We start from the raw sequence: 25,685 nt of genomic DNA, 5'->3' as shown, positions 1-25,685 counted from the left end.
TGAAGAGGAAACGATGAAGAAGAAAGCTGAGTGGCCGCGCAAACTCCGTTCACAGGAATGGTTCGGCGGTACGGGCAAGAATGCCATCATGCATCGCTCCTGGATGAAGAACCAGGGACTGCCCGCCGATACCTTCGACGGCCGGCCGATCATCGGCATCTGTAACACCTGGTCGGAGCTCACGCCCTGCAATGCGCATCTACGTGACCTCGCGGAGCGCGTGAAGCGGGGCGTTTACGAGGCGGGCGGCTTCCCGGTGGAGTTCCCGGTCTTCTCGACCGGCGAAAGCACGCTTCGACCGACGGCGATGATGTTCCGCAACCTTGCGGCCATGGATGTCGAAGAGGCGATCCGCGGCAACCCGGTCGATGGCGTCGTGCTGCTCGGCGGCTGTGACAAGACAACGCCCAGCCTTCTGATGGGAGCGGCGAGCGTCGATATTCCGGCGATCGTCGTTTCTGGCGGACCGATGCTCAACGGCAAATGGCGCGGCAAGGACGTCGGCTCCGGCACCGCCGTCTGGCAGTTTTCCGAAATGGTCAAGTCCGGCGAGATGACGCTGGAAGAGTTCATGGACGCCGAGCAGGGCATGGCCCGTTCTGCCGGAAGCTGTATGACCATGGGCACGGCCTCGACCATGGCATCGATGGCCGAAGCGCTCGGCATGACGCTCTCCGGCAATGCCGCCATCCCCGCCGTTGACGCGCGCCGCCGGGTCATTTCGCAGCTTACCGGCCGCCGCATCGTGGAGATGGTCAAGGAAGACCTGAGGCCTTCCGACATCCTTACCAAAGAGGCCTTCGAAAACGCCATCCGTGTCAATGGCGCGGTCGGCGGCTCCACCAATGCGGTGCTGCACCTGCTCGCACTTGCCGGTCGTGTCGGGGTCGATCTCTCGCTCGATGACTGGGATCGGCTCGGCCGCGACGTGCCGACGATCGTCAACTTGCAGCCGTCGGGCAAGTACCTAATGGAGGAGTTCTACTACGCCGGCGGCCTGCCGGTTGTCATCAAGGCCGTCGCCGAGATGGGGCTCCTTCATAACGACGCCATCACGGTCAGCGGCGACACGATCTGGAACGACGTCAAGGGCGTCGTCAATTATAACGAAGACGTGATCCTGCCGCGCGAAAAGGCGCTGACGAAGTCCGGCGGCATCGCCGTGCTGCGCGGCAATCTTGCCCCGAGAGGCGCCGTGCTGAAGCCGTCAGCCGCTTCGCCCCATCTGATGCAGCACAAGGGCCGCGCGGTCGTCTTCGAAAGCATCGAGGACTATCACGCCCGCATCAACCGTGAAGATCTCGACATCGACGAGAACTGCATCATGGTGCTGAAATATTGCGGCCCGAAGGGCTATCCCGGCATGGCCGAGGTCGGCAACATGGGCCTGCCGCCGAAGGTCTTGAAGAAGGGCATCACCGACATGATTCGCATCTCCGATGCGCGCATGTCCGGCACGGCTTACGGTACAGTTATCCTGCATACCGCGCCCGAAGCCGCCGAGGGCGGGCCGCTCGCACTCGTCGAGAATGGCGATCTCATAGCAGTCGATATCCCCAACCGCACGCTGCATCTCCACGTGTCCGATGAGGAACTTGCCCGCCGTCGCGAAGCTTGGGTGTCGCCGGTCAGGCCGCTCACCGGCGGCTATGGCGGGCTCTATATCAAGACCGTGATGCAAGCCGACACCGGCGCCGACCTCGACTTCCTCGTTGGGGCGCGTGGGGACCGCATCCCGATGGACCGCGACAGCCATTGACCAGGGCTGGCGTCTGAATAAGCCGGCGAGGGCGGTCGCATTGGCCCTCGCTCAGCGCTTCTTCGCCAATTTGCCCCTCACCCTAACCCTCTCCCCGCTCGCGGGGAGAGGGGACTTGAGCGGCCGCCACGAGTCTCCTTCCCGCTTGCGGGGAGAAGGTGGCCGGCAGGCCGGATGAGGGGCAGTTGCGACGGCGATTACTGACTTTGGCTCTGGCTCTGACTTTGGCTCTGGCTCTGGCTCTGGCTCTGGCTCTGTTCGCCTTGTCTCTGGCTTTGCGTCTGTCCTTGCTTCTCGACCGTCACGGCCACTTTCAGCGTCTCGCTCGCCGCGCCATGCACCAGTCCGGAGATCGGAGCGGCATCCCTATAGCAGAGCCCGGACGCGATGCGGACATAGCGATCGTCCGGGCAGATCTTGTTGGCGGCGTCGAAGCCGACCCAGCCGAGGCCCGCGATATGAACCTCGGCCCACGCGTGACTCGCCGTCTGTTCCGGATGGCCTTCCATCATGAGATAGCCGGAAAGATAGCGGGCGGGGAGGCCGAGCGTGCGGGCTGCGGAAATCAGGATATGAGCGTGATCCTGACAGACGCCCTTGCCGCGCTCCAGTGCTTCTTCTGCTGTGGTCTCAGTCTGCGTGTCGCCGGGCTTGTATTCGACCGTTTCGTGGATGATGGCCATCAGCGAATGCACGCGCTCGAGATCGGTCTCTCCTTCGGCGGATTTCGCAAGATCACGGATCAGCTTCCCGGCTTTGCTGAGCGGCGTCTCGCGCGCATAGAGCCATAGCGGCACGAAGGAGTGGTGCGGGCCGAAAACGCCGGCGCGATCTTCCGTGTGCACCTCGCCGCTCGCCACGATCCGAATGGCCTTGCGGTCTCCCTCGACGCTGACGAGATGCGTGCGATTGCCGAAGTGGTCGTCGTAGGCGACTTCGACAGCCGCACCTTCCACGCGCGTCTCCCAGTTCAGGACCGTTTGACCCACCTGGGTCGTCGGCGTCAGTCGCAGCCGTTGAAGCGCATATTGCACCGGTTCATCGTAGTGATATTCGGTCGTGTGGCTGATTTTCAGGTGCATGTTTTTCTCCTGAAGCTCAGTGATAGAACCGATAGCCGTCGGAGATTTCCTGGCCCAGACGGTTATTGTCGCTGATGAACTCCTCGAGATATTCGTGCAACCCCTGATCCATGATGTCGTTCATCGAGCGGCTGCGGAGCGCCGCAAGCGTCTGCTCGGCCGTCTCGTGCGCCGCATGTGTCTCGCCGTATTCACGCGCGAGATAACCGAGATTGCTGACGATCTTTTCGTAGCAATAGGCGAGCGATCGCGGCATGCGCCCGTTGGAGATCAGGAAGTCGGCAATGTTCGCCGGCTTGAGCTCGGCGTCGTAGACCCAGCCATAGGCGCGATGGGCTGAGACGGAGCGCAGGATCGATTCCCATTGCACGTTGTCCATCGACGAGCCGACTGCGGCGACGGCCGGCAGCAGCACGTAATATTTCACGTCGAGAATGCGCGCCGTATTGTCCGCCCGCTCGATGAAGGTTCCAATGCGCGAAAAGTTGAAGATCTCGTTCCTCAGCATCGTGCCATGGAAAGCGCCGCGGATGAGACCGGCGCGGCGCTTGATCGTGTCGATGATCTCGGGCAGGTCGGCGGGCCGTGCCTTCTTCGCCAGCATCGCCTTCATCTCGATCCAGCATTCGTTGGTCGCTTCCCAGGTCTCGCGCGTCAGCGCCGTGCGAACCATGCGGGCATTGTGGCGGCCCGCCTCGATGCAGGACATGACGCTCGAGGGATTGGCGCGATCGCGAAGCAGGAAGTCGATGGCATCGCTGCTCGTCAGCGTGTCGTGCACCTCGTCATAGAGTTCGCGCACACCGGCGCTCTGCAGCACACCGTCCCAGTCGTCCTCGGTCGCTTCGCTGCGGGTCAACGACATGCGCAGGCCGGCATCGATCAGGCGGGCGCTGTTCTCGGCGCGCTCGATATAGCGGAACATCCAGTAGAGGCCGTTCGCAGTTCTTCCCAGCATCGCGTCAGTCCTCCAGTACCCAGGTGTCCTTGGTGCCGCCGCCCTGGCTTGAATTGACCACCAGGGAGCCCGCCTTCAGTGCGACGCGCGTCAGGCCGCCGGGAATGATCTGCACCTTGTCGGAGACGAGGACGTAGGGACGCAGGTCGACATGGCGAGGAGCGATGCCCTTGTTGACGAGGATCGGAACAGTGGAGAGCGACAAAGTCGGCTGAGCGATGTAGTTGCCGGGGCGAGCCTTCAGCTTTTCGGCAAAAATGGCCCGCTCCTTCCTGGTTGCCGTCGGGCCGACGAGCATGCCGTAGCCGCCGGAACCGTGGACCTCCTTGATCACTAGCCCCTCGATGTGTTCGAGCACGTATTTGAGGCTTTGCGGTTCCGAGCAGCGCCAGGTCGGGACGTTCTCGAGCAACGGCTTGCGCCCGGTGTAGAACTCCACGATCTCCGGCATATAGGAATAGATCGCCTTGTCGTCGGAAATGCCGGTGCCGGGCGCGTTGGCGATGGTGATGTTGCCGGCCCGGTAGACGTCCATGATGCCGGGAATGCCGAGGGCGGAATCGGCGCGGAAGGTGAGGGGATCGAGGAAATCGTCGTCGACGCGGCGGTAGAGCACGTCGATCGCCTCATAGCCGCGCGTCGTGCGCATCTTCACCTTGCCGTCGATGACGCGGAGATCCGAGCCCTCCACCAGCTCGACGCCCATCATGTCGGCGAGGAAGGCGTGCTCGTAGAAGGCCGAGTTGTAGATGCCGGGGGTTAGCACGGCGATACGGGGCTTGCCGCTGCAGCCGGGCGGAGCCAGCGAGGCGAGGCTCTGGCGAAGCAGGTAGGGATAGTTCTCGACCGGACGCACGCGGTTCTGGTGAAAAAGCTCCGGGAACATCTGCATCATGGTTTCCCGGTTTTCCAGCATGTAGCTGACACCGGATGGCGTGCGGGCGTTGTCCTCGAGCACGTAGAACTGGTCTTCGCCGGTGCGCACGATGTCGGTGCCGACGATATGCGTGTAGACGCCGCCCGGCGGCCTTAAGCCGATCATTTGCGGCAGGAAGGCGTCGTTTTTCTCGATCAGTTCGCGCGGAATACGCCCGGCGCGGACGATTTCCTGCTTGTGGTAGATGTCGTCGAGAAAGGCGTTGAGGGCGATGACCCGCTGTTCGATGCCTTGCGCCAGCTTGCGCCACTCTCGGCCGGAAATGATGCGGGGAATGAGGTCGAAGGGGATGAGCTTTTCGGAGGAGTCTGCGTGTCCGTAGACCGCGAAGGTAATGCCCGTCTTGCGGAAGATGTTTTCAGCTTCTTTTGATTTCGCTATGAGGCGATTTCTGTCCTGGCTGGCATACCATTCATTGTAGGTCGAATATGGCTGGCGCGGACTGCTGTCCGCATTCATCATTTCGTCAAATGCCAAAGGCGTGGTCCCCTTATTTTTGACCATTTGAGTACAATGGTTGATGCAATGCAAGAAGCGTGCACATTCGCTGATCAAGAATTTTCGAGCTGCCTTAAATGTCTTTCGGGACGCGGCCGCCGTGATTGCGGGCGGCCGAAATCCGCCGCAGCGGGCGGCAGGCTCCCGGGCGCTTTTCCATGTGCGGCAGGAAATCGGCAGATGCTTGAAATTTGAGCATTCGGCAGGAGGCAACGGGAGGAAGCGAGATGGTGATAGCGTTCGAAATCGTGGAACGCCCGGCCCAAACGATCACGGGTCACCTCTGGGAGGGTACCTTCATCGAAGCGGCCGACGGCGCCGTTCGCCGCCTGATCGCGGAGACGCAGGAACATCGCCGGCGTGCTTATCCTGATGATCATTCGGCGCTAATAGGTCTCTCCTGGAACGATCGGTCTGACGGCTTCCGTTATCTCGTCGGCTATGCGGGCGAAGACGACGGGACCTTCACCCAGCCGCAGCAAGTCGAGTTGCCGGCCATGCGCCTGGCAACGACGATCCATCGTCCCGAGAGCTCGGATGTCTTCGCGGATTACAGCAAGATGTTCGACTGGATCGCCGCTGAGGGGCACATCATCGATACGACCCATTTCCACTATCGCGAGGAATACGAGGCCGGGTTTGTTTCGCCCGCGGCCTCGTCGCTCAGGCTTATGGTTCCGATTCGCTGATGGTGAGCATCAGAAAAATTACTTTGACCGAAGGCAGTATGCGCTTTATCGGCGGAAGTGCTCGTACCAGCTTGCGACCTTAGGCACTCGACTAATCCGCCGCGGTCGTGCCCAGCCACGGAAAAACCGATGACGCTTGCCCGTTTGGCTCCGGCCATCTTCGTCCTGCTCTGGTCCACCGGCTGGGTGGTCGCCAAGTATGCGGCCTTTTTCGCCGATCCGCTGACTTTTCTCGTGCTGCGTTATGCCTTCGCGATCCTGCTCTTCATCGGCTTCTGCGTCGTGACGGGCGCTCGCTGGCCGCGCTCCTGGACCACCATCAGTCACGCTATTGTGTCGGGGATGTTCCTCCACGGGCTCTATCTCGGCGCCGTGTGGTGGGCGATCGGGCAGGGGGTGCCGGCAGCGATTTCCGGCATCATCGCCGGACTGCAGCCGCTGATGACCGCGGCCGTCGCACCCTTCTTGATCAATGAAAACCTGAGCCGGCTGCAGCAGATCGGCCTCGTGCTCGGCTTTCTCGGCATCGCGCTCGCGGTGCTGCCGAAGATGGTGGCGATCGATACCGCCGCGATGCCGATCCACCTCCTGCCCGTCGTCGTCAATGTCCTTGGCATGGCGGCCGTCACCTACGGCACGCTCTACCAGAAACGGCACCTCCAGAATGGAGACATCCGTGCGATCGCGACGCTGCAATATGCGGGCGCGCTGATTGTTACGGTTCCCCTCGCGTTCGCGCTTGAGGACCTGCACGTCACCTGGAACCTGCAGCTTGTCGGCGCGCTAGCCTGGTCGGTGCTTGGCCTGTCCATGGGCGCGATCGCGCTGCTGCTCTATCTCATCCGCCGCGGACAGGTCTCGCGCGCTGCCTCGCTGATCTATCTGGTGCCGCCGCTTGCGGCCGTCCAGGCGGCGCTCTTCTTCGGCGAAGCCCTGACGCTACCGATGATCGTCGGCACGATCATCGCGGTGGCCGGCGTCTATCTTACCAACCGAAAGGCCGCTGACCCTGCGCCCTCCGGCGACCGGGCCAGTAAGGCTGTGGCGAGCTGAGCCGGACGGCGATCAGCATTTGCGGGCGGAGTTCGGACGCTGATCAAAATCGCTTCTGGCTCTAAGTGGGCATGTTGACACCACCTCTGCCCTACCGCGGCATCTCCCCCCTTGTGGCGGAGATGGCCGGCAGGCCGGAGGAGAATGCTGCAGCTGGCGCAATGCTCCAACTTAGACCAAAACGGCGGGCACTCGGCCCGCCGTTTCGTTTCCCAGCAATGAGATTGCACTCAGCCGCGGCGGCCGCGATTGTCGGCGCGACGTGCGCCCTGGCCTTCGCGGCGGTCGCCGGACGGGCCGTCGCCGTGGCGTCGGCCCTCGTGTTTCGAAGCCGGGCGGCCGTGGTGCTTGCGGCCCTCGTGATTGCGGTTGCCTTCCGACCGGCCGTCATGATGGCCGTGAGCCGGCTGGCGCTGATCGCGGCGGTCGTGCTTCTGTGGACGCCGTTCGTCGCGCAGCAGGTCGTCGCCGGCAAAGCCTGACGGCGTTGCTGCCGGTTCGCGTGCCGGACGTTCGCGATGCGGACGCCCTTCCTGCCGGTGCCCACCGCCGTTGCCGCGATGCTGGCCATTGCCGCGCCCGCCGCGTCCCTTGGACGGACGCGCCTGGTCGGCCGGAGCCTCGCCGCTGGCGACAGCAATGTTGATGCCCATCAGCTTCTCGATGTCGCGCAGAAGGCGGATTTCGTCCGGTGCGCAGAAGGCGATGGCGATGCCGTCGCGGCCGTTGCGGGCCGTTCGGCCGATGCGGTGGACATAGGCATCCGGTACTTCCGGCAGATCGTAGTTGTAGACGTGGGTGACGCCTGGAATGTCGATGCCGCGGGCGGCGACATCGGTCGCAACGAGCACCCGGATTTCACCGTCGCGGAAGGCTTTCAGCGCACGCTCGCGCTGGCCCTGACTCTTGTTGCCGTGGATCGAAGCAGCCTTGAAGCCGACGTGGTCCAGATGCTTCATCAGCTTCTCGGCGCCATGCTTGGTGCGGCTGAAAATGAGCGAGAGGCCATCGGGGTTGTCGGTGAGCGACTGCTTGAGGATCGAGGTCTTCAGGTCCTTGCCGGGAACGAAGTGGACATACTGCTCCACCTTGTCGGCGGCCTTGCCCGGAGGCGTGACAGCGACCTTGACCGGATCAGTCAGGTACTCGCCGGCAAGCTCGGCGATCAACTTCGGCATGGTCGCGGAGAAGAGCAGCGTCTGGCGGTTCTTCGGCACCAGCTTCGAGATCTTGCGCAGGTCGTGGATGAAGCCGAGGTCAAGCATCTGGTCGGCCTCGTCGAGGACGAGATAGCGAGCCTGGGTCAACGTCACCGCCTTGCGGGCAACGAGATCGAGGAGACGGCCAGGGGTCGCGACCAGAATGTCGACGCCACGGGCGAGCTGTTCGGTCTGCTTGTTGATCGAGACGCCACCGACGACGACGCCGATCTTGAGCGGGCTCTTCTTCACGAAAAGCTTCAAGTTGGCGGCGATCTGGTTCACCAGTTCGCGGGTCGGTGCAAGGACGAGAGCGCGGATGTTGCGCGGATCGGGACGTTTACCGTCGGCAACGAGTTTCTCGATCATCGGCAAGCCGAAAGCAGCGGTCTTGCCGGTGCCCGTCTGTGCGAGGCCGATGAGATCATGGCCTTTCAAAACCAGCGGAATGGCCTGCGCCTGGATCGGCGTCGGCTTTTCGAAACCATTGGCCGAGAGTGTCGCCAGAATCTGCTCGGAAAGACCGAGCTCTTTAAAAGTGGACAATGCGTATACCTTTAGGGCGCGCCAAACGCTCTCGCCGGAACCGCAGGATGCAATTCCGGTGTCGTCTGGCGTCAAGAACCCCGCGTGAATTGGGAACTTGTGGGTTAAAGAAAAATCGTCAGTTAGGCGCCTGTGCTGCCGCCGATCGCGGCGAATGTTCGCGCTTTTCCTTCTTCACGGCTGAGAAGTGGTTGCCGAGGGCGCGCTCACGCGGCGGCCGGAAGGTGACGCTGCGACCATGTCGTTGTTTTGGCCGGAAAAGTCAAGGTCTATCTTTTCGCAAGCGCGAAACGGCGCGCCGATTCAGTCGATCACGAGCTCGAAATCGGCTCCAGCCACCGGTTGACCGTTGATCAGAACGACGACCCTGTGCGCGCCGGCATAGTAGCGTCGCGTCGTGATCGGGCGGATCGGGTGGCTTTTTTCGATTTCGAGCGCTGCACCTGGCTTGAGCGTCATCGTCGTCCACTTGAATACTTTCGGCGACATTGTGCCGTTCGCCTTCTGGTGATGCACGGCGAAGTCGATCATGACTTTTTGCACGGCCGTGTCGGAGTTCCGTATTCCAAGGCCGAAGCGAAGATGTTCGCCGAGGCGGACAAGCGGCGTGCCCAACGTCAGGCTGGCATCGATGCCTGACAATGTACCGAAGCCGAAGTTGGCGAGTGCCTCCACATGGCCCTGCTTCAGGAGCGTGCGGCAAGCGTGGCGGAGCAGCCGCAAGCGTTCCGGCGATGCGCCGTCGACATGCGCCGCGACGAATTCCGCCACGAGGTCGGGATGATCCTTGGCAATGTCGTTGAGGCTGTTGGCGACGGAGCGGCGCACGTAATCTTCCGGGTCGTCGATCAGCGCGGCGATTATCGGAAGGATCGGGCGCGGATCGCGGATGAGTTCCGGCAGGCGCATGGCCCAAGGCAGGCGCGGGCGCGTGCCTTCGCTCGCCAGCCGCCGGACATGGTGGTTGCTGTCGCCGGTCCAACTGGAAATCGTGGTGATCGCTCGTTGCTGGTCTCGACGGATGAAAGCGCGGATGCCGAATTCCGCAGTGAAATGCGGTGTAAGACGGCGCAGAAGCGAGAGCGAGAGTTCGAAATGGTCAAGGCCGCGTGCCTCAATGAACTGGTTCACCGGAAGAAGTGCCCAGCCGCTCAGCCCCGGTACGTCGTCTCTCGGCAGGGCGCGCTGCAGTATCTCGGCGGCGGCGGGGAAATCTTCGGGCAGCGTTTGAAAGAAGGCGTCGCAGATCTGTCGTGACCGCTGCATCAGTTCGAGCGCATCCAGGTCGTGTGTTGCGAGCGCAATGAAGCGCTCGCGGTCGAATGCGGCCGCACTCCGGCCCAGATGCGTGGCGATTTCAAGGACGACGCCGGGATGCAACAGGTTCTTGAGCGGTTCTGCCATGGGCCGTCTTCTTTACTCAGATCTGCCGTTCGGTGACGAAGTGCTGCATTAGTCTTACTCGCGTGACCGCCGCCATATACGGCGTAAATTCCGGGTCGTTCAGCACCCGCTCGCCGGCCGCTTCGGCGGCATCGAGCGTTTCCCACTCGACCAGGTCGGCGAGCAGATCGGTCATTTCGCAGGCGGTCACGGCGCGCCATGAGACGAAACCGGGATAGCGGGACACGGCCTGCATGGCGCGGTTGCGAGCGACGAGTGCTGCCTTCTTGTCCCGCACGGTGCAGACTGCGAGTTCGAGTACATGTTGGGCCGTCATCGTAGTCTCCTTTTCAATATAGCTTGACTTAACCACACCCCAACTGCCAGCCTTATGGCCATAGTCTTTGGGAGGTGAAATCATGCGGCCCGCCGATCGGTTGTTTCGCATCATTCAACTCATGCGCGCATCCGGGAAGGCAATGACGGCGCGGGAGATTGCCGAAAGGATGGAAGTCGCGCCACGCACGATCTATCGCGACATGGAGCACCTGATGGCATCGGGAGCGCCGATCGATGGTGAACGCGGCGTGGGTTACCTGCTGCGGGAGGCCTTTGATGCGCCGCCGCTCACCTTCACCTTCGAGCAACTGGAGGCAATCGCATTTGGCGCCCGCGCCGTTCAGATGCTCGGGGATAGGCGGCTGGCGCAAGCTGCGCGCGAGGCGATAGAGAAGATCGGACAAGGGCTGCCGCCGGATCACGCAAAAAGATTGAGAGAGGCACCGTTGAGGGCCTTCCGCTCGGCAATGCAGCCCGATCCGCCTCCGCTGCTCGGCGAAATACGTCAGGCGATTGCGACCAGGCGGAAGCTGCACGTGACGTATGAAAGTCTTGCAGAACTGACGTCCGAGCGTACAATTTGGCCGCTCGGCCTCAGCGTTTTCGGGCACAAATGGCTGCTCACGGCTTGGTGTGAATTGCGTCAGGACTTCCGTGATTTTCGGGTTGACAGGATCACTTCGCTCACGACCGAGCGGGAGCAATACGAACCAACGCCGGAACGCAGCTTCGACGCCTATCTTACCCGAATGTAGTCCGGCCGCGCGCACTGCGTGTGAAAGATTTCAGCAGAAGGGAACCTGAAACGGCTTCGGCCGTTCTGCCTGATGACCTTCACCGACCTATCTGCCATCCACGACACAGGGGAGAAAATAGTGCGGAACCGGATTTGGATACTGGCAGCCGACGGAAACACGGCGCGCATCTTCAAGGACGTCAACCTGCTGAAGGATGGACGCCAGCAACCGGAAGTGGAGACATACGAAATCGAAACCAAGCGTGCTCAAGATATCATGGCCGACAAACCCGGCCGCAGCCATACGTCGGTCGGCTATGGCCGTTCGGCGATGGAATACAGCAGCGATCCGGTTCGCGAGGAGCAGCACCGCTTCGCCATGGAGATTGCCGGGAAACTCGACCACTATGCGCTTGAGCACGCCTTCGAGAACCTTGTGATCTGCGCCGCGCCCAAGACACTGGGCGACCTCAGAAAGCTGCTGTCGCCCCAGGTCAAGGAAAGGACCCTTGCGGAGATCGATCGCAACTGCGTCGCGGCGCCCACGGACCAGTTGATCGCAACGGTCCGCTCCGTGGTGTTTCCGTAGCGCAAACTTGCTTCCACGCGATAAGCTCTCGGCGTTCCGTCAGAAATCCGTCGGCACGCCGCCTTCTTGTTTGCGCCTGGCGACGAAAGCGTCGAGTTCTTCTTCTATCGCCGGATCGAGCGGCGGGCGCTCATATTCGTTGAGTTTCTGCTTGAAGACGCGGTTGGCATGATCATAGGTGGTCGGCCGGCCCGCCTCGGTCCAAGTCTCGTAATTCCGCCAATCGGAAAGGATCGGCGAGTAGAAAGCCGTTTCGTAGCGCTGAAGCGTGTGCAGCGTACCAAAATAGTGTCCGCCTGGACCGACGTCGCGCACGGCGTCGAGACCGAGCGCATCCCCGCTGACGTCGAGCGGCTTGAGGAATTCGGCCACCATCTGCAGCACATCGACATCGAGGATGAACTTCTCGAAAGAGGCCGTCAGGCCGCCCTCGGTCCAGCCGGCCGCGTGCATCACGAAATTGCCGCCGCCCTGGGTCAGCGCCCACAGCGAAAGTGCCGACTCATAGGCGGCTTGCGCGTCGAGCGTGTTTGCCGCGTTGGTGTTGGATGTGCGGTAGGGAAGGTTGTACTTGCGCGCAAGCTGGCCGCCGGCGATGACGGCCTTCATGTATTCCGGCGTCCCGAAGGCCGGCGCGCCGGTCTTCATGTCGACATTCGAGGTGAAGCCGCCATACATGACCGGAGCGCCCTTGCGCACCATCTGGGTAAAGGCAATGCCGCAAAGCGCCTCGGCGTTCTGCTGTACGAGAGCGCCGGCGATGGTGACCGGCGCCATGGCGCCGGCGAGCGTGAAGGGCGTGACGACGACCACCTGATTGCGCGACGACATTTCGATGATGCCCTGAAGCATCGGGCCGTCGAGGCGAAGCGGCGACGAGGTGTTGATGATCGTGAAGAGCGACGGCTCCCGTTCCATCTGCTCCATCGGGATGCCGCGGCCGATACGGGCGATTTCGATGCCGTCGATGTTGCGCTGGCGACCGAGCGAATAGGCATGAAACACCTTGTCGGTCAGCTTCACCATGTCCGAGAGGCAATCCAGGTGACGGATTGAGGCATGGAGGTCGACCGGTTCGACCGGGTAGCCGCCCGTGGTGTGCACGATGTCGTAAGACTGCGCCAGCTTGACCAGTTTGCGGAAATCCTCCTGGTTGCCGGTGCGCCTGCCGCCCTCTCGGTCGGCGACGAAAGGCGCGCTGGCAATCTGCGCGAAAACGAGATTGTTGCCGCCGATCTCGACGTTTCGCGCTGGGTTGCGCGCATGCATTGTGAAACTGGGGGGAGCCGACGCGATCATCTCCATGATCAGACCGCGGTCGAAGCGGACGCGATCCGTGCCGGGCGTTACGTCCGCGCCGGCCGCCTTCATGCGGTCGCGCGCCTCCGGTAGGATGATGTCCATGCCGATTTCTTCGAGGATCGTCAGGGAGGCGTCATGTATCGCTTCGAGCGCGTCTTCCGAAAGGACCGTCGACGTGGCCAGCGTGTTGACGAGGTTGAGGTATTTCGTGGCCGCCGGCTTTCGTGACCGTTCCGCGGCTCGGCCGCCGGGTCGGCGGCGTCGCTCCAGCGGTGAGGTTTCGCCTGCCGCAGCGTCCCGGAATTGATTGTCGGTCATGAAAGATCCACCCCCGCTTTTCCGTTGGATCTCTGTCGCAGATTTTGACGCGCCATGCCCCGCCATTTGCGACAGTTCGCTTCGTGCCGCGTAGCGGAGGTTGAAAAAGCGCCGAGATCAGGGCTTGTCGCCGCGCAGCATCTCGCGTTTGCCGGCGAAACCTGGGAGCCGCTCGACGATGAAGCCGGCCGCTTCGAGATTCCGTCGGACGAAGCCGGCGGCGGCATAGGTCGCGAAGGTGCCGCCGGACGCCGCCTTGTCGAACACCAGCCGCATCAGTTCCCGTGACCACATGTCCGGGTTGCGGGAAGGAGCAAAACCATCGAGATACCAGGCGTCGAATGTATGCACCGAGGTGGCGAGGTTCTCAAGCGCAGGCCCGCACACCACCGTCAACCGAACTCCATCGGCGAATTCGAGATCGACGTTGCCTTCCGGTGCTTCCGGCCAGCTCGCAACAAGCGCCCGTTTTTCCTCGGAAATTTCCGTCCAGTGCGAAAGCGCCCGGCCGATGTCGGCTGCCGGCATTGGGAAACGCTCGAAGGAGATGAAGTGCAGCCGGCCCATCGCCGTTCGCGTCTGTTTCCATTGCCGCCACGTTTCGCAGAAATTGAGGCCGGTGCCGAAACCGAGCTCGCCTATGACGAAGCTTTCCGCCGCCTGCCAGCGTTGCGGCAGCCTGTTGCCGGAGAGGAAGACATGGCCGCATTCCAGCCGGCCGTCCGTGCGGCAATAAAAGTGATCGCCAAACTCCCTCGAGTAGGGCATATCGCCCTCGTGCCATTCAAGGCTTTGCCGCGATGGCGGATGGCTCTGGTGGAAATCAGTTGCTGTCATGGCGTGGTCGTCTTCCGACCCTTTGAAGATGCACAAGGGTGAAACGCTGCATAATTTTTCCTTCGATCGGATTCGATCTACGGAATTATGCCGCGGAAGGTCAATCGATGAGTGAACTTTTGATCGTGGGCGGCGGTATCATGGGGCTGTGGGCCGCCGTCATGGCCGGCCGGGCGGGCATCGGCACGTGCCTTGTCGAGCGCAGGAGCATCGGCGCGGGTGCGAGCGGAGGCCTGCTTGGCGCGCTGATGCCGCACATGCCCGACCGGTGGAACGCAAAGAAACAATTCCAGTTCGATGCATTGGTCGCGCTCGAAGACGAGATCGCCGAACTGCAGCGCGCGACCGGACTATCGGCCGATTATCGCCGCTGCGGCCGGATCATGCCGCTCGCCAAGCCGCATCTGAGGGAGATCGCTCTCGACCACGAGCGGGATGCGGCACGGCATTGGATTGCCGGCGTGCGCCGGTTCCACTGGCATGTCCGGGATGTGGATTCCGACTGCGACTGGCCGGCGTCGGAGGCGGCCTCCTTCGGCATTATCCATGACACGCTGGCTGCGAGAGTGGCGCCGCGGCGCCTTGTGCAACTGCTCAGGACCGCGCTTGCGCAATTCCCCCATGTCCGTGTCGAAGAGGGTGCCGAGGTTGTCTCGCTCGATCCTCAACACGGACGGCTCTTGCTCGCGGGCGAGAGGGAGATGTCCTTCGGACATTGCATCCTCTCCGCCGGGGTCGAGTGCTTTGGCCTGATCGATCGCCTGGCGCATTCGGCGCAGGCGCCGAGCGGCGGTGCGGTCAAGGGGCAGGCGGCGCTGCTTCGCGCAGATATCGATCCGGCTTCGCCAATCATCTTTACCGATGGGCTCTACATCGTCGCGCACGAAGATGGTCATGTGGCGATCGGCAGCACCAGCGAGAATCGCTTCGACGAGCCCTATTCGACGGACAATCAACTGGATGCATTGATCCGGCGAGCCGAAGCTTTAGCGCCCGCGTTGCGCGGCGCGCGGGTCATCGAGCGTTGGGCCGGACTGCGCCCGAAGGCAACCGGGCGCGAGCCGATCGTCGGCCGCCATCCCGATCACGACAATCTGTCCGTGCTGACCGGCGGCTTCAAAGTCAGTTTCGGCATCGCACACGCCCTGGCGCGTTTCGTGATCGACGACATCATTGGGCGGCCGACCGTCGCTCTTCCCGAGTCCTTTGCGTGCGCGCACCACATGGCGGCGCTGCGGCAGCAAGGCCGCAGCCGGCCCGAGGGTGCTCCTTGACCTACAGCGCCGCGCGTCTACGAGACGCACAAAGGATGCTGTTGCACTTTAGAGCGGGATGCGCTCACGTGCGTTCGCGCAACCGCTCTATCTGTTTGTTTTTGCCGCATTTGTGCGACGTCAGGTGATCCCACCTGACTGCAAAATTCTCTAGCCCATTGCGCGCCGTATGGTTTTTGACAGCAGAGACAGGAAGGCCGGGCGGGACGATGCCACGAGCTTCCAGGAGAGCACCGACGTCGCCAGTTGCCGCGGAAGCACCCCGACGGCAAGGAACCAGGCCGCCTCCACGGCACGCCTTCGGATAGAGTAGTTCATGCCAAGGCTGGCGGTTGCCCCGGCTGCTGCCAGGCGCAGCCGCGAGTCACTTCTGACCGGGTGCCGCGCTTCCTCGATGCACAAGGAGGCAAGCCGCTCTTCGAGGTGGGTCGGGTCGCGCATGACGATCCCGGGCTGCAAGTGCGATCCAGTGGCCTTTGCCTCGGCGGAAAGAGCCTCAAGGCGGCGGAAGTCATGTTGCATGCGCCAGCGGGCCCGCTCGGCCAGCTTCTCGGCAAACAGCGAATGATTGGAACCATGCATGCGGTATGCCCCGAGGCAATCGTCGGTGGCGTGGACCTGTCCATGCAACGGCGCCACAGTTGCAAGATAGCCATCCGCTCCTTGCCTGAATTCTCCCTCCGGGATCGGCATCACCGCTTCCAGAGCCGAACGGGCGAAGGCGAGGCCGCTGGTGACCGTCGTCTGATAGCGGCCGCGATGAAACAGTTTTGGCGTCACGTCGCCGGTGTCGAAGGGCTGCTCCGGTGGCGGATAGATATCCATTGCCCTTTCTCGCTGGTCGACGAGATCAAGCCTGAACTGAAACTGCGCGGTCGAGGGGTCCCATGCATTGACGACCTCGGATACGGCAGCCGGATAGAGATAGTCGTCGGCGTCCAGGAAGAACACGATGTCGCCAGAGCTCGCGGCAAAACCGGTGTTGAAGGCGGCCGCGTGTCCGCCGTTTGCCGGTCGCAGACAGGCGCGGATCCTGTCGCCGTATGATCGAATGATGTCTGGCGATCCATCGGATGAGGCGTCGTCGACGACGATAACCTCGGTATTTGCGTGATCTTGAGCCAGGGCGCTGTCAACACAGCGCCTGAGAAAGCGTGCGTAATTATAGTTGGTGATGATGATGGATACAGAAGTTTGGTTCAGCAAAGCCTGCCCTCGCTCTGATCCCCGCTTGTCGCTTCGGTACTCGTGCTGAGTGTGCGCGGTCGGTCGCCGGGATCTCTCTCGAGATAACAAGGCATTCGCCGCCTCGCAGGCGGCCACTACCAACCTTCAAAGGAAACCGCGGGTAGATTTCCTCCGGCGCGGCGGTGCTCAAAACGGCAGGTTGCTGCCTTGCACCATTGCGCGATTTTCCACGCTTCAAGGGAAGCGCTGCGGCGTAGTAACTGCACTTATTGTGTTGACAATAGGGCCCTGCCGGATCGGCGTACGGAACGTCGACGAGCGTTGGCGGGGTTGGACATCGCGTGTTTCCACCGTCCATCATGCTTCGCATGAGACGCTTCGGTCGCTTTAAACGATCGATTTTTGGCCCGGTTCCGAGCCTCCAACTTCGTTAATCTGTCACGCAAATCACCTAATAGGCGGGCCATCCACGGACTTCCGGAGCATGCGCCATGCGTTACGCCATTTGTTTCACTCCACCTATGGGGGACCCGCTGTCGGCGGTGGCCGCCAGCTGGCTCGGGCGGAACGTCTATTCGGATGAGCCGACGGAACTGCCTTCCGTTGCCGGACTGAGCGTTCCGGAGATCGCCTTCCACACGGCAGCACCCCGCCGCTTCGGCTTTCATGCCATGATCATGGCGCCGTTCTGCCTCAACGAGGCGACCAACGAGACCGAGCTGCTGAAGGCGCTGATGCATTTTGCCAGCGCCGAGGCCCCCTTCGAAATCGCGCGGATGGAGGTTGCCCGGTTCAGCCAGTGCTGGGGGCTGGTGCCGCAGGTGCCGAGCCATGAAATGCACCTGCTCGCCGCCCGTGTCGTCCAGGCATTCGACAGGTTTCGCGCGCCGATGAGCGAGGACGAGATCGAACGGTGTGACCCGGACCGGCTGACCGCACCGCAATTCACCAACCTCCATCGCTGGGGCGATCCCTACGTGATGGACGAGTATCGCTTTCACATGAAGCTGACGGGCGCCTTGAATCCGGAAACCGCCCGGCGCATGGAGGCGCCCCTCAGGGAGCTATTCGAGCCGCATTTGGAAAGGCCGCTTTCGATCGGCAGCCTTGCCCTGTTCATCGAGCAGGATCCGGGCGCGCCGATGCGGGTCCATTCTCAGCATCCGCTTGGCAAGATTTCCGCCCGTCTGCGCGACGGCGCGGCGAAACGGTCGGCCATCGAAAGCCTGACCGAAGGTCGCGCTGCCCGGCCGATACCCTACATCATGGCCTCCTTGCTTGCGGGCCGGTAGTCGCCCCCTCTGAAGCGTCAATTTCATCTCGACAATCCGGTCCGCGGTGCTACCGTTCCGAAAAAACGAAGGGGTGATTTGATGGCAGAGGCTTCCTATCCGCGCGACCTCGTCGGCTACGGGCGCATGCCGCCGCAGGTGCGCTGGCCGGGTGATGCACACATTGCCGTGCAGTTCGTCCTGAACTACGAGGAGGGAGGCGAAAGCTGCATTCTCGATGGCGACCCGGCGTCCGAATGCCTGCTGTCGGAGATCGTCGGCGCGCAGCCCTGGCCGGGCCAGCGCAATCTCAACATGGAATCGATCTACGAGTATGGCGCCCGGGCCGGGTTCTGGCGGCTGTGGCGCCTGTTCACGAGCCGCGGCGTCGCGCTCACGGTCTATGGCGTAACGCTTGCGATGGCGCGCAATCCCGAGGCGGTCGCGGCGATGAAGGAGGCGGGCTGGGAGATCGCCAGCCACGGACTGCGCTGGCTCGAATACAGGGATTTCCCGGAAGAGGTCGAGCGCGAGCATATCCGCGAGGTCGTCCGCCTGCATACGGAACTGACCGGCGAGCGGCCGCTCGGAATCTATCAGGGCAAGCCCTCGGTCAACACGCTGAAGCTCGTACTGGAGGAGGGCGGTTTTCTCTACTCCTGCGATTCCTATGCAGACGAGCTTCCCTACTGGATTCCTGGACTGACCGCAGACAAGCCGCATCTCATCATTCCCTACACGCTCGATGCGAACGACATGCGCTTTGCGACCAATCAGGGGTTCAATTCCGGCGACCAGTTCTTCACCTACCTCAAGGACACGTTCGACGTGCTCTATGCGGAGGGCAAGGAAGGCAGTCCGAAGATGATGAACATCGGCCTGCATTGCCGCCTCGTCGGCCGTCCGGGCCGTGCCGCTGCGCTCGCCCGTTTCATCGATTACGTGCTGTCCCACGACAAGGTCTGGATCCCGCGGCGCATCGACATTGCGCGCCATTGGTACGATCATCACAAGCCGGAGGGTGTGCGCTGATGTCTGACAGGGAGGCCTTCGTCGCTCGCTTCGGCGGTGTCTTCGAGCATTCGCCATGGGTGGCCGAGCGCGCCTACGACCGCGCCGCTTCCGCCGGGCTGACCGCCGGCAGCGTCCATTCGGCACTCTGCAACGCGTTTCGTGCGGCGTCTCCCGCCGAACGCCGCGCGGTCCTCAAAGCCCATCCGGATCTTGCCGGCAAGCTCGCGATCGCCGGCAAGCTGACCGCCGACTCCCGGGCCGAGCAGGCGTCTGCCGGACTGGACCGCCTTTCACCCGAGGAGCATCAGCGATTCACTCAGCTCAACAAGGCCTATACGAAGAAATTCGGCTTCCCCTTCATCATCGCGGTCAAGGGTCTGACGAAGGACGACATTCTCGCAGCCTTCGAGAGGCGGATTGACAATTCGGCGGAAGAAGAATTTGAAACCGCCTGCGCGCAGGTGGAGCAGATCGCCCGACTGCGGCTCAAATCCATGCTCCCCGGAGATGAAAATGCCTGAAAGTGCCGTCCCTGACTTCTCCGCCTCGGCATCAAGCCGCGCGCCTGAATGCTGCAGAGCGGAAGCCTGATGTCGCGCCTGCTTTTGATCGAGCCCCTCACGAAGGAGGCTTTCGCCCCGTTTGGCAGTGTCATCGAAGCAGATCCGGCATCGATGCGGTTCATCAATGGCGGCAACACCGAACGGTTCCACGCGCTTGCGCGCGCCGACGTGTCGGGCGAGGGCGCCGGCGTCATCATCAACATCTTTCGCGGCCAACCGCGCGCGTTCCCCTATGCCGTCACGATGATGGAGCGCCATCCGCTCGGCAGCCAGAGTTTCTCGCCGCTCGATGATCGGCCGTGGCTGGCGGTCGTGGCCGAGGATGAAGGCGGGCACCCGGGCAGGCCCCGGGTGTTCCTGGCGAGCGGACGGCAAGGGGTCAATTATGGCCGCAATGTCTGGCATCATCCGCTGATGGCGGTCGAAGCAGCGAGCGATTTCATCGTCGTCGACCGCGAAGGGCCGGGCAACAATCTGGAAGAATTCTTCTACGACGAGCCCTTCGTGATCCCCGTTCCCTTCTGAAGGAAATCAAGCGATGAGCAAGACCGGGCGGCTTACGACCCATGTCCTCGACACCGCGCTCGGCAAACCGGCCGAGGGCCTGAGGATCGATCTTTATTGGCTGGAGGGTGAGGAGCGGCAATTGATCCGCACGGTCCACACCAACAGCGACGGGCGTGTCGACGGACCGATGGTCGAAGGCGTGGCCTTCATGGCGGGCAATTACGAACTGGTCTTCCACGCCGGCGACTATCTCCGGGCAACGGGCGTCGTCCTTCCGAAGCCGGCCTTCCTCGACCTCATCCCCTTGCGCTTCGGGATCGCCGATCCCGGAAGCCACTATCACGTCCCGCTGCTGCTCTCGCCCTACGGCTATTCCACCTATCGCGGAAGCTGATCGTACTCCGCGAGGATGTCGCGGCCGACGTCGGTGATGCTGCGCTTGCCGCAGAGGGCCATGGTGACGTCCATCTCCTTGCGGATGATCTCGAGCGCGAGCGTCACGCCCTCCTTGCCCATGGCGCCGAGGCCGTAGAGGAAGGGGCGGCCGATGAACGTCCCTTGCGCACCGAGTGCGATCGCCTTCAGCACATCCTGGCCCGAGCGGATGCCGCCATCGAGATGGACTTCGATCTGGTGTCCGACGGCATCGACGATGCGTGGCAGCATGCTGATCGACGAGGGTGCTCCGTCAAGCTGGCGCCCGCCGTGGTTCGAAACGACGATCGCGTCGGCGCCGGTCTTGGCGGCCATCTTCGCATCCTCGGGGTCGAGGATTCCCTTGAGGATCAACGGGCCGCCCCAGCGCTCCTTGATCCATTCGACGTCCTTCCAGGAAAGCTGCGGATCGAACTGCTCGTTGGTCCAGGCGCCGAGCGACGAAAGATCGGTGACGCTTTTGGCGTGACCGACGATATTGCGGAAGGTGCGCCGGTTGGTGCCGAGCATCTTCATGCACCAGCCGGGTCGGGTCGCCATCTGCCAGAGGTGCTTCGGCGTCATGCGCGGCGGTGCGGAAAGGCCATTGCGCAGGTCCTTGTGGCGCTGGCCGAGGATCTGCAGATCGAGCGTCAGGACGAGCGCCGAGCATTTGGCGGCCTTCGCGCGGTCGATCAGGTTCAGTACGAATTCGCGCTCGCGCATCACATAAAGCTGGAACCAGAAGGGCTTGGTGGTGACCGAAGCGACATCCTCGATGGAGCAGATGCTCATGGTTGAAAGCGTGAAGGGTACCCCGAAAGCCTCCGCGGCCTGTGCCGCCAGCATTTCTCCGTCGGCATGCTGCATGCCGGTGAGCCCTGTCGGCGCAAGTGCAACCGGCATCGACACCTTCTGGCCGATCATCGTCGTTTCCAGCGAGCGGTTGGTCATGTCGACCAGAACCCGCTGACGCAGCTTGATCTTCGAAAAATCCTCCTCGTTGGCGCGATAGGTCCCCTCCGTCCAGGCGCCGCTGTCGGCATAGTCGAAGAAGAGTTTTGGAACACGCCGCTTGGCGAGCGCCTTGAGATCGCGGATTTCGAGGATTTGCGTCATGGGAACGGCCTTCATCGATGGATGACGACTGCATGTTTCCTCAAGTCGAGCGAACTCAAGGGTAAAGCCATGCAGCAACTCAAAAGTGCTACAGCGACCTTTGTGCGTCCTGTGAGACGCACGGCGCTGTAGGGCCATTATCACGATTTCGGGAGGTGCGTAATAGCTTTGGGGGAGAACAGGTCAAAAAAATTGACCTCTCACTTGGTTCAGTCGGTACCCAGCGAAGATTTGGCCGGACGGCCCGCCACATAGGTCTCGACGATCGCGCGATCATCCCCCATTGTCTGCAGCAGGAAGAGCTCATCGGCCAGCGAATTGACCACTTCGGCGCGCAGCGCCATGGCGGGTGTCGCCGCCATGTTCAGGACGACAATATCCGCATCGGTGCCTGGCTCCAGGGTACCGATGCGATCGACGAGCGACAGCGCCTCGGCATTGCCGCGGGTCATCAGGTGAAAGCTGTCGAAAGGGTTCAGCCGCTCGCCCTGCAGTTGCAGTATCTTGTAGGCTTCGTCGAGTGTCTTCAGCATCGAGTAGCTGGTGCCGCCACCGATATCGGAGGCGACGGAGACGCGCACCGGCTTCTGCCGGCGCGTCAAGGTGCGCAGCGGGAAGAGTCCCGAGCCCAGGAAGAGGTTCGAGGTCGGGCAAAAGACTGCGACGGAGCCGCTCTCGCTCATGGCATCGGCTTCGCGATCGGAAAGATGGATGCAATGGCCGAAGAGGCTCTTCGGTCCAAGCAGGCGGTAGCGGGCATAGACGTCGGTATAGTCCTTCGCTTCCGGATAGAGTTCGCAGGTGTAGGTGATCTCGTCGCGGTTCTCGGAAAGATGCGTCTGCACGTGCAGGTCCGGGAATTCGCCAACGAGCGATTTCGCGACGTCCATTTGCTCGGGGGTCGAGGTGATGGCGAAACGCGGCGTTATGGCGACGTGGTTGCGGCCCTTGCCGTGCCAGTCCGCAATGACCGCCCGCGTCTCGTCATAGCTCATCTCAGGGGTATCGAGCAGGCCTTGCGGTGCGTTGCGGTCCATCATCACCTTGCCGGCGACCATGCACATGTCGCGCTTCAGGCTTTCGGCGAAGAAGGCGTCGGCGGAAGCCCTGTGGACCGAGCAATAGGCAGTCGCGGTCGTCGTCCCTTGGCGGATCATCTCGTCGAAGAAATGAACGGCAATGCGTTCGGCATGCGCCGTTTCGACGAACCGGCATTCCTCAGGAAACGTGTAGGTGTTCAGCCATTCGAGCAGGTTGGCGGCATAGGAGGCCATCACCTGCATCTGCGGGAAGTGAAGGTGCGTGTCGATGAAGCCAGGCATGATCAGATGCGGGCGATGATCGATCTCCGCGACGCCCTCCGGCGCTGCGGCCTTGACTGCCGTGTACGGCCCGGACGCCTTGATCACGCCGTCCCCGATGAGCAGCGCGCCGTCGCTTTCGTAGGAATAGGCATCGCTGTCGTCGATGGCTTGCGGGGCACGGTTGAAGCTCAGCAGGCGGCCGCGAATGAGGGTGGTTGTCATCGTGTCTCCCCGACGGCGCTTTCAAACCAGGCGGTCACCAGCCTGCGTTCATCCGCCGTCATGTCGGTTATGTTGCCGGGCGGCATGGCATGGCTGCGCCCGGCCTGGATATAGATTTCCCGGGCATGGGCGGCAATCTCGGCGTCGCTTTCGAGTATGACGCCGTTCGGCGCGCGGGCAATGCCCTCGTAAGCGGGCTCGGCTGCGTGGCACATGCTGCAGCGGGTCGAGATCGTATCCTTCACCGCTGGAAAATGCGCGTTATCGGCGAAGCGCTTGAAGGCCGGCGCGGCCTCGGCCTGTTCCTCGCCGGTTAACACCTTCGGCACTGTCGAGAGCCACATGATCAGGATGAAGAGGATCACAGTGACGATCCAGGTCCAGGTCGGCTCGCCCTTGCGCGCGTGGGTGGTGTTGAACCAATGGCGGATGGTCACCCCCATCAGGAAGACGAGCGCTGCGATGATCCAGTTGAAAGCCGTCGCGAAGGCGAGCGGGTAGTGGTTCGACAGCATGAAGAAGATGACCGGCAGTGTCAGATAGTTGTTGTGGAGGGAACGCTGCTTGGCCTGGGCGCCGAGCTTCGGATCCGGCGTGCGGCCTGCGATCAGGTCGGCGACGACGATCTTCTGGTTGGGAATGATGATGAAGAAGACGTTGGCCGACATGATGGTGGCGGTGAAGGCACCAAGATGCAGAAACGCCGCGCGACCGGTGAACACCTGCGTGTAGCCCCACGCCATGGCGACGAGCACGACATAAAGCAGCGCCATCAGCCCCCAGGTATTCTTGCCGATCGGCGATTTGCAGAGAAGGTCGTAAAGAATCCAGCCGATCCCGAGCGAGGCGAGCGAGATGAGGATCGCCGTTGTCGCCGAGATATCCAGCACGTGACGGTCGATCAGAAAAAGATCGGCGCCGCCATAGTAGACGATGCAGAGCATGGCGAAGCCGGAGAGCCACGTCATGTAGGATTCCCACTTGAACCAGGTGAGATGCTCCGGCATCGCCGCCGGTGCGACCAGGTATTTCTGGATATGGTAGAAGCCGCCGCCATGCACCTGCCATTCCTCGCCATAGGCGCCGGGAGGAAGATGCTCGCGTTTCACCAGGCCGAGGTCGAGCGCGATGAAATAAAAGGATGAGCCGATCCAGGCGATGGCGGTGACGACATGCAGCCAGCGGGCGGCGAAGGCCAGCCATTCCCAGGCAATGGCGTATTCGTACATTCAGGTCCCCTCGTTTTTTGTCGACGCAGCTTGCGAGAAAAACCCGAAACGGGGAAGGGTCGTTCTCGACGATTCACGCAACAGGCGTAGAGCGGAATGAGGAAAAGTGTGGACGGCTTTCCGCCCGCATCCCGCGCTAACTGACAGGGTCTACGCGCAGCCATCCTGTTTGAACTCCGCAAGGATCCAGTCGCGAAAACTGCGGATCTTTGCGACGTTGCGTCGCGCATGCGGGTAGACCAGCCAGTAGTCGTGGCCCTCGCTGCCGAGCAGATCGAAAGGTTGATAAAGCCGACCGAGCGCGACGTCATCGGCGTAGAATTGAGGAGTGAGGATCGCCACACCTTGCCCAGCGATCGCCGCGCCTGCCTCGAAGGATTGGGCGCCGAGCCGCGTCGGAACCCGACCTTCGAGATCCGGATCGCGGACGCCGGCGGCACGAAACCATAGTGGCCACCAACGGTCTTGAGGGTCGATGATGCGGAGCTTCAGGAGGTCTCGCGGTTCGTTCACCCCGCCGACCGTCGAAGCGAGCGCCGGACTGAGCATGGGTGCAAACTCCACCTTCATCAGCCGATGGCTGACGAGACCCGGCCATTCGCCCAACCCGGACCGGATCGCCACGTCCACTGCCTCTTTGCTGAAATCGATCATCGCATCGTTCGCCGAGAGCCGAACGGCGATGTTGGGATGGGCGAGCTGGAATGAGCCGATATGGCGGGCGAGCCATTGTGACGCGAAGGTCGCAGTCGAACTGATGAGCAGGGCGGATGCCGCGTCGCCGCGCGCCGAGGCAACCGCCTCCTGCAGCATCTCGAATGCTTCCGTCACCCTGGGCGCCAGCCGGTGGCCCACTTCCGTCAGCGTGATTTGCCGCGGGCGCCTCAGGAACAGCGGTTCACCGACATTCTCCTCGATGAGCTTGATCTGATAGCTGACGGCCGTCTGCGTCATGCCGAGCTCGTCGCCCGCCTTGGTGAAACTGCCGAGCCGGGCCGTGGCCTCGAAGACCCTTAGCGCGTTCAGCGGGAACTGCTTCGACATTTTCATGGATAAGTGCTCTTGATGCATGCAGACGGATGTTCGATTGGAATTCGAGCACCTTTGGCGCCATGCTGCAAGTCGAATTCAGCAACTTCAAAGGTGCTAAAATGACTTGCGACGCATTGGAACACCCTGAAAGAAAAGTATTTCTTTCAATCGATCCGATTTCGCGACTGGCTTCGATCCTGTTTCGCCCGAATCCGAGACTGGACATCAGGGTCTTGTCCGATCACATGAAAAGAGACATGGGTTTCATGGATTGGGGCGCGCCCCGGCGGGAGGACGAGATGTTCCGGTAGGGCGAGGGGCCG

Annotated in this window: 25 protein-coding genes; 12 read left to right on the top strand and 13 right to left on the bottom strand. The window is 62.2% G+C overall.

Annotated elements, in window-relative coordinates; translation table 11 throughout:
* Positions 1-13 precede the first annotated feature (13 nt).
* On the top strand, positions 14-1,759 hold the full coding sequence (gene araD, locus GHK62_RS11205) for an L-arabinonate dehydratase (RefSeq protein ID WP_153439057.1): 1,746 nt from the start codon (positions 14-16) through the stop codon (positions 1,757-1,759).
* Positions 1,760-1,956: 197 nt separating this feature from the next.
* Here araD and GHK62_RS11200 read toward each other — a convergent pair whose 3' ends face one another.
* From GHK62_RS11200 to GHK62_RS11190, 3 genes are read right to left on the bottom strand one after another with little or no spacing between them, the layout of a single operon-like run.
* A complete protein-coding gene (locus GHK62_RS11200; protein WP_153439055.1) occupies positions 1,957-2,841 on the bottom strand; it encodes a transglutaminase family protein in 885 nt (294 codons plus the stop codon).
* A 16-nt stretch (positions 2,842-2,857) separates the two neighbouring features.
* Positions 2,858-3,799 carry an alpha-E domain-containing protein gene (locus GHK62_RS11195; protein WP_153439054.1) on the bottom strand — a complete coding sequence of 314 codons (942 nt, stop codon included), beginning with the start codon at positions 3,797-3,799 and terminating at the stop codon, positions 2,858-2,860.
* 4 nt (positions 3,800-3,803) lie between these two features.
* Positions 3,804-5,198 (bottom strand): circularly permuted type 2 ATP-grasp protein, encoded by a 1,395-nt coding sequence (locus GHK62_RS11190; RefSeq protein ID WP_167528216.1) that lies wholly within the window; start codon positions 5,196-5,198, stop codon positions 3,804-3,806.
* A 263-nt stretch (positions 5,199-5,461) separates the two neighbouring features.
* Between GHK62_RS11190 and GHK62_RS11185 the strand changes: the two genes are divergently transcribed.
* Together GHK62_RS11185 and GHK62_RS11180 are read left to right on the top strand one after the other, a co-directional pair.
* On the top strand, positions 5,462-5,923 hold the full coding sequence (locus GHK62_RS11185) for a GyrI-like domain-containing protein (RefSeq protein ID WP_153439050.1): 462 nt from the start codon (positions 5,462-5,464) through the stop codon (positions 5,921-5,923).
* 129 nt (positions 5,924-6,052) lie between these two features.
* On the top strand, positions 6,053-6,976 hold the full coding sequence (locus GHK62_RS11180) for a DMT family transporter (protein ID WP_153439048.1): 924 nt from the start codon (positions 6,053-6,055) through the stop codon (positions 6,974-6,976).
* Positions 6,977-7,206: 230 nt separating this feature from the next.
* On the opposite strand, the gene GHK62_RS11175 is transcribed toward GHK62_RS11180, so the two are convergent.
* From GHK62_RS11175 to GHK62_RS11165, 3 genes are all read right to left on the bottom strand, one after another.
* On the bottom strand, positions 7,207-8,721 hold the full coding sequence (locus GHK62_RS11175) for a DEAD/DEAH box helicase (protein WP_153439046.1): 1,515 nt from the start codon (positions 8,719-8,721) through the stop codon (positions 7,207-7,209).
* A 303-nt stretch (positions 8,722-9,024) separates the two neighbouring features.
* Positions 9,025-10,125 carry a DNA alkylation repair protein gene (locus GHK62_RS11170; protein WP_153439044.1) on the bottom strand — a complete coding sequence of 367 codons (1,101 nt, stop codon included), beginning with the start codon at positions 10,123-10,125 and terminating at the stop codon, positions 9,025-9,027.
* Positions 10,126-10,141: 16 nt separating this feature from the next.
* On the bottom strand, positions 10,142-10,441 hold the full coding sequence (locus GHK62_RS11165) for a hypothetical protein (RefSeq protein WP_153439042.1): 300 nt from the start codon (positions 10,439-10,441) through the stop codon (positions 10,142-10,144).
* An 82-nt stretch (positions 10,442-10,523) separates the two neighbouring features.
* Between GHK62_RS11165 and GHK62_RS11160 the strand changes: the two genes are divergently transcribed.
* Positions 10,524-11,198: a helix-turn-helix transcriptional regulator gene (locus GHK62_RS11160; protein ID WP_153439040.1), complete on the top strand. Its 675-nt coding sequence runs from the start codon at positions 10,524-10,526 to the stop codon at positions 11,196-11,198.
* 120 nt (positions 11,199-11,318) lie between these two features.
* Positions 11,319-11,768: a host attachment protein gene (locus tag GHK62_RS11155; protein WP_180938655.1), complete on the top strand. Its 450-nt coding sequence runs from the start codon at positions 11,319-11,321 to the stop codon at positions 11,766-11,768.
* 39 nt (positions 11,769-11,807) lie between these two features.
* Here GHK62_RS11155 and GHK62_RS11150 read toward each other — a convergent pair whose 3' ends face one another.
* Both GHK62_RS11150 and mnmC2 read right to left on the bottom strand, forming a co-directional pair.
* A complete protein-coding gene (locus GHK62_RS11150) occupies positions 11,808-13,388 on the bottom strand; it encodes a trimethylamine methyltransferase family protein (protein WP_153439036.1) in 1,581 nt (526 codons plus the stop codon).
* Between the two features lie 117 nt (positions 13,389-13,505).
* Positions 13,506-14,225: a tRNA (5-methylaminomethyl-2-thiouridine)(34)-methyltransferase MnmC2 gene (gene mnmC2 / locus GHK62_RS11145; protein WP_153439034.1), complete on the bottom strand. Its 720-nt coding sequence runs from the start codon at positions 14,223-14,225 to the stop codon at positions 13,506-13,508.
* A gap of 107 nt (positions 14,226-14,332) precedes the next feature.
* Between mnmC2 and GHK62_RS11140 the strand changes: the two genes are divergently transcribed.
* Positions 14,333-15,499: an NAD(P)/FAD-dependent oxidoreductase gene (locus GHK62_RS11140; protein WP_153439032.1), complete on the top strand. Its 1,167-nt coding sequence runs from the start codon at positions 14,333-14,335 to the stop codon at positions 15,497-15,499.
* Positions 15,500-15,649: 150 nt separating this feature from the next.
* On the opposite strand, the gene GHK62_RS11135 is transcribed toward GHK62_RS11140, so the two are convergent.
* Positions 15,650-16,705, bottom strand: a complete 1,056-nt coding sequence (locus GHK62_RS11135) for a glycosyltransferase family 2 protein (RefSeq protein ID WP_153439030.1) — start codon at positions 16,703-16,705, stop codon at positions 15,650-15,652.
* A 473-nt stretch (positions 16,706-17,178) separates the two neighbouring features.
* On the opposite strand from GHK62_RS11135, the gene GHK62_RS11130 reads away from it, so the two are divergent.
* From GHK62_RS11130 to uraH, 5 genes are all read left to right on the top strand, one after another.
* A complete protein-coding gene (locus GHK62_RS11130) occupies positions 17,179-17,979 on the top strand; it encodes a DUF1045 domain-containing protein (protein ID WP_153439028.1) in 801 nt (266 codons plus the stop codon).
* A gap of 81 nt (positions 17,980-18,060) precedes the next feature.
* A complete protein-coding gene (gene puuE, locus GHK62_RS11125; protein ID WP_153439026.1) occupies positions 18,061-18,990 on the top strand; it encodes an allantoinase PuuE in 930 nt (309 codons plus the stop codon).
* Positions 18,990-19,493, top strand: a complete 504-nt coding sequence (gene uraD / locus GHK62_RS11120; RefSeq protein ID WP_153439024.1) for a 2-oxo-4-hydroxy-4-carboxy-5-ureidoimidazoline decarboxylase — start codon at positions 18,990-18,992, stop codon at positions 19,491-19,493. Before puuE ends, uraD begins: the two co-directional genes overlap by 1 nt.
* A 69-nt stretch (positions 19,494-19,562) precedes the next feature.
* On the top strand, positions 19,563-20,060 hold the full coding sequence (locus tag GHK62_RS11115; RefSeq protein ID WP_153439022.1) for an ureidoglycolate lyase: 498 nt from the start codon (positions 19,563-19,565) through the stop codon (positions 20,058-20,060).
* Between the two features lie 13 nt (positions 20,061-20,073).
* Entirely contained in the window at positions 20,074-20,436 is a 363-nt protein-coding gene (gene uraH / locus GHK62_RS11110) for a hydroxyisourate hydrolase (RefSeq protein WP_153439020.1), read from the top strand.
* Here uraH and GHK62_RS11105 read toward each other — a convergent pair.
* The 4 genes from GHK62_RS11105 to GHK62_RS11090 all read right to left on the bottom strand — a co-directional run bounded on the left by GHK62_RS11105 (position 20,421) and on the right by GHK62_RS11090 (position 25,380).
* Positions 20,421-21,575, bottom strand: coding sequence for an alpha-hydroxy acid oxidase (locus GHK62_RS11105; RefSeq protein WP_153439018.1), 1,155 nt, complete (start codon positions 21,573-21,575; stop codon positions 20,421-20,423). The two genes, uraH and GHK62_RS11105, sit on opposite strands and share 16 nt — an antisense overlap.
* A gap of 209 nt (positions 21,576-21,784) precedes the next feature.
* Entirely contained in the window at positions 21,785-23,101 is a 1,317-nt protein-coding gene (gene guaD / locus GHK62_RS11100) for a guanine deaminase (RefSeq protein ID WP_153439016.1), read from the bottom strand.
* Positions 23,098-24,330 (bottom strand): urate hydroxylase PuuD, encoded by a 1,233-nt coding sequence (puuD, locus tag GHK62_RS11095; protein WP_153439014.1) that lies wholly within the window; start codon positions 24,328-24,330, stop codon positions 23,098-23,100. The genes guaD and puuD overlap by 4 nt, the downstream gene beginning before the upstream one ends.
* A 150-nt stretch (positions 24,331-24,480) precedes the next feature.
* Positions 24,481-25,380 (bottom strand): LysR substrate-binding domain-containing protein, encoded by a 900-nt coding sequence (locus GHK62_RS11090; protein WP_167528215.1) that lies wholly within the window; start codon positions 25,378-25,380, stop codon positions 24,481-24,483.
* Between the two features lie 29 nt (positions 25,381-25,409).
* Between GHK62_RS11090 and GHK62_RS11085 the strand changes: the two genes are divergently transcribed.
* The gene (locus tag GHK62_RS11085; RefSeq protein WP_153439011.1) at positions 25,410-25,673 is read left to right on the top strand and encodes a hypothetical protein; all 264 of its coding nucleotides are present in this window, start codon (positions 25,410-25,412) and stop codon (positions 25,671-25,673) included.
* Positions 25,674-25,685: the final 12 nt, after the last annotated feature.

Source organism: Sinorhizobium terangae (assembly GCF_009601505.1).
Lineage (GTDB): Bacteria > Pseudomonadota > Alphaproteobacteria > Rhizobiales > Rhizobiaceae > Sinorhizobium > Sinorhizobium terangae.
Note: the sequence above shows the minus strand (reverse complement) of the source record. Positions and strands in the feature narration are given on the sequence as shown.

What these genes read in the sequence shown, in the direction of transcription:
- araD (WP_153439057.1), top strand. Translation starts at nt 14, where the DNA reads ATGAAGAAGAAAGCTGAGTGGCCGCGCAAACTCCGTTCACAGGAATGG.
- GHK62_RS11200 (WP_153439055.1), bottom strand. Translation starts at nt 2,841, where the DNA reads ATGCACCTGAAAATCAGCCACACGACCGAATATCACTACGATGAACCG.
- GHK62_RS11195 (WP_153439054.1), bottom strand. Translation starts at nt 3,799, where the DNA reads ATGCTGGGAAGAACTGCGAACGGCCTCTACTGGATGTTCCGCTATATC.
- GHK62_RS11190 (WP_167528216.1), bottom strand. Translation starts at nt 5,198, where the DNA reads ATGATGAATGCGGACAGCAGTCCGCGCCAGCCATATTCGACCTACAAT.
- GHK62_RS11185 (WP_153439050.1), top strand. Translation starts at nt 5,462, where the DNA reads ATGGTGATAGCGTTCGAAATCGTGGAACGCCCGGCCCAAACGATCACG.
- GHK62_RS11180 (WP_153439048.1), top strand. Translation starts at nt 6,053, where the DNA reads ATGACGCTTGCCCGTTTGGCTCCGGCCATCTTCGTCCTGCTCTGGTCC.
- GHK62_RS11170 (WP_153439044.1), bottom strand. Translation starts at nt 10,125, where the DNA reads ATGGCAGAACCGCTCAAGAACCTGTTGCATCCCGGCGTCGTCCTTGAA.
- GHK62_RS11165 (WP_153439042.1), bottom strand. Translation starts at nt 10,441, where the DNA reads ATGACGGCCCAACATGTACTCGAACTCGCAGTCTGCACCGTGCGGGAC.
- GHK62_RS11160 (WP_153439040.1), top strand. Translation starts at nt 10,524, where the DNA reads ATGCGGCCCGCCGATCGGTTGTTTCGCATCATTCAACTCATGCGCGCA.
- GHK62_RS11150 (WP_153439036.1), bottom strand. Translation starts at nt 13,388, where the DNA reads ATGACCGACAATCAATTCCGGGACGCTGCGGCAGGCGAAACCTCACCG.
- mnmC2 (WP_153439034.1), bottom strand. Translation starts at nt 14,225, where the DNA reads ATGACAGCAACTGATTTCCACCAGAGCCATCCGCCATCGCGGCAAAGC.
- GHK62_RS11140 (WP_153439032.1), top strand. Translation starts at nt 14,333, where the DNA reads ATGAGTGAACTTTTGATCGTGGGCGGCGGTATCATGGGGCTGTGGGCC.
- GHK62_RS11130 (WP_153439028.1), top strand. Translation starts at nt 17,179, where the DNA reads ATGCGTTACGCCATTTGTTTCACTCCACCTATGGGGGACCCGCTGTCG.
- puuE (WP_153439026.1), top strand. Translation starts at nt 18,061, where the DNA reads ATGGCAGAGGCTTCCTATCCGCGCGACCTCGTCGGCTACGGGCGCATG.
- uraD (WP_153439024.1), top strand. Translation starts at nt 18,990, where the DNA reads ATGTCTGACAGGGAGGCCTTCGTCGCTCGCTTCGGCGGTGTCTTCGAG.
- GHK62_RS11115 (WP_153439022.1), top strand. Translation starts at nt 19,563, where the DNA reads ATGTCGCGCCTGCTTTTGATCGAGCCCCTCACGAAGGAGGCTTTCGCC.
- uraH (WP_153439020.1), top strand. Translation starts at nt 20,074, where the DNA reads ATGAGCAAGACCGGGCGGCTTACGACCCATGTCCTCGACACCGCGCTC.
- GHK62_RS11105 (WP_153439018.1), bottom strand. Translation starts at nt 21,575, where the DNA reads ATGACGCAAATCCTCGAAATCCGCGATCTCAAGGCGCTCGCCAAGCGG.
- guaD (WP_153439016.1), bottom strand. Translation starts at nt 23,101, where the DNA reads ATGACAACCACCCTCATTCGCGGCCGCCTGCTGAGCTTCAACCGTGCC.
- puuD (WP_153439014.1), bottom strand. Translation starts at nt 24,330, where the DNA reads ATGTACGAATACGCCATTGCCTGGGAATGGCTGGCCTTCGCCGCCCGC.
- GHK62_RS11090 (WP_167528215.1), bottom strand. Translation starts at nt 25,380, where the DNA reads ATGAAAATGTCGAAGCAGTTCCCGCTGAACGCGCTAAGGGTCTTCGAG.
- GHK62_RS11085 (WP_153439011.1), top strand. Translation starts at nt 25,410, where the DNA reads ATGTTCGATTGGAATTCGAGCACCTTTGGCGCCATGCTGCAAGTCGAA.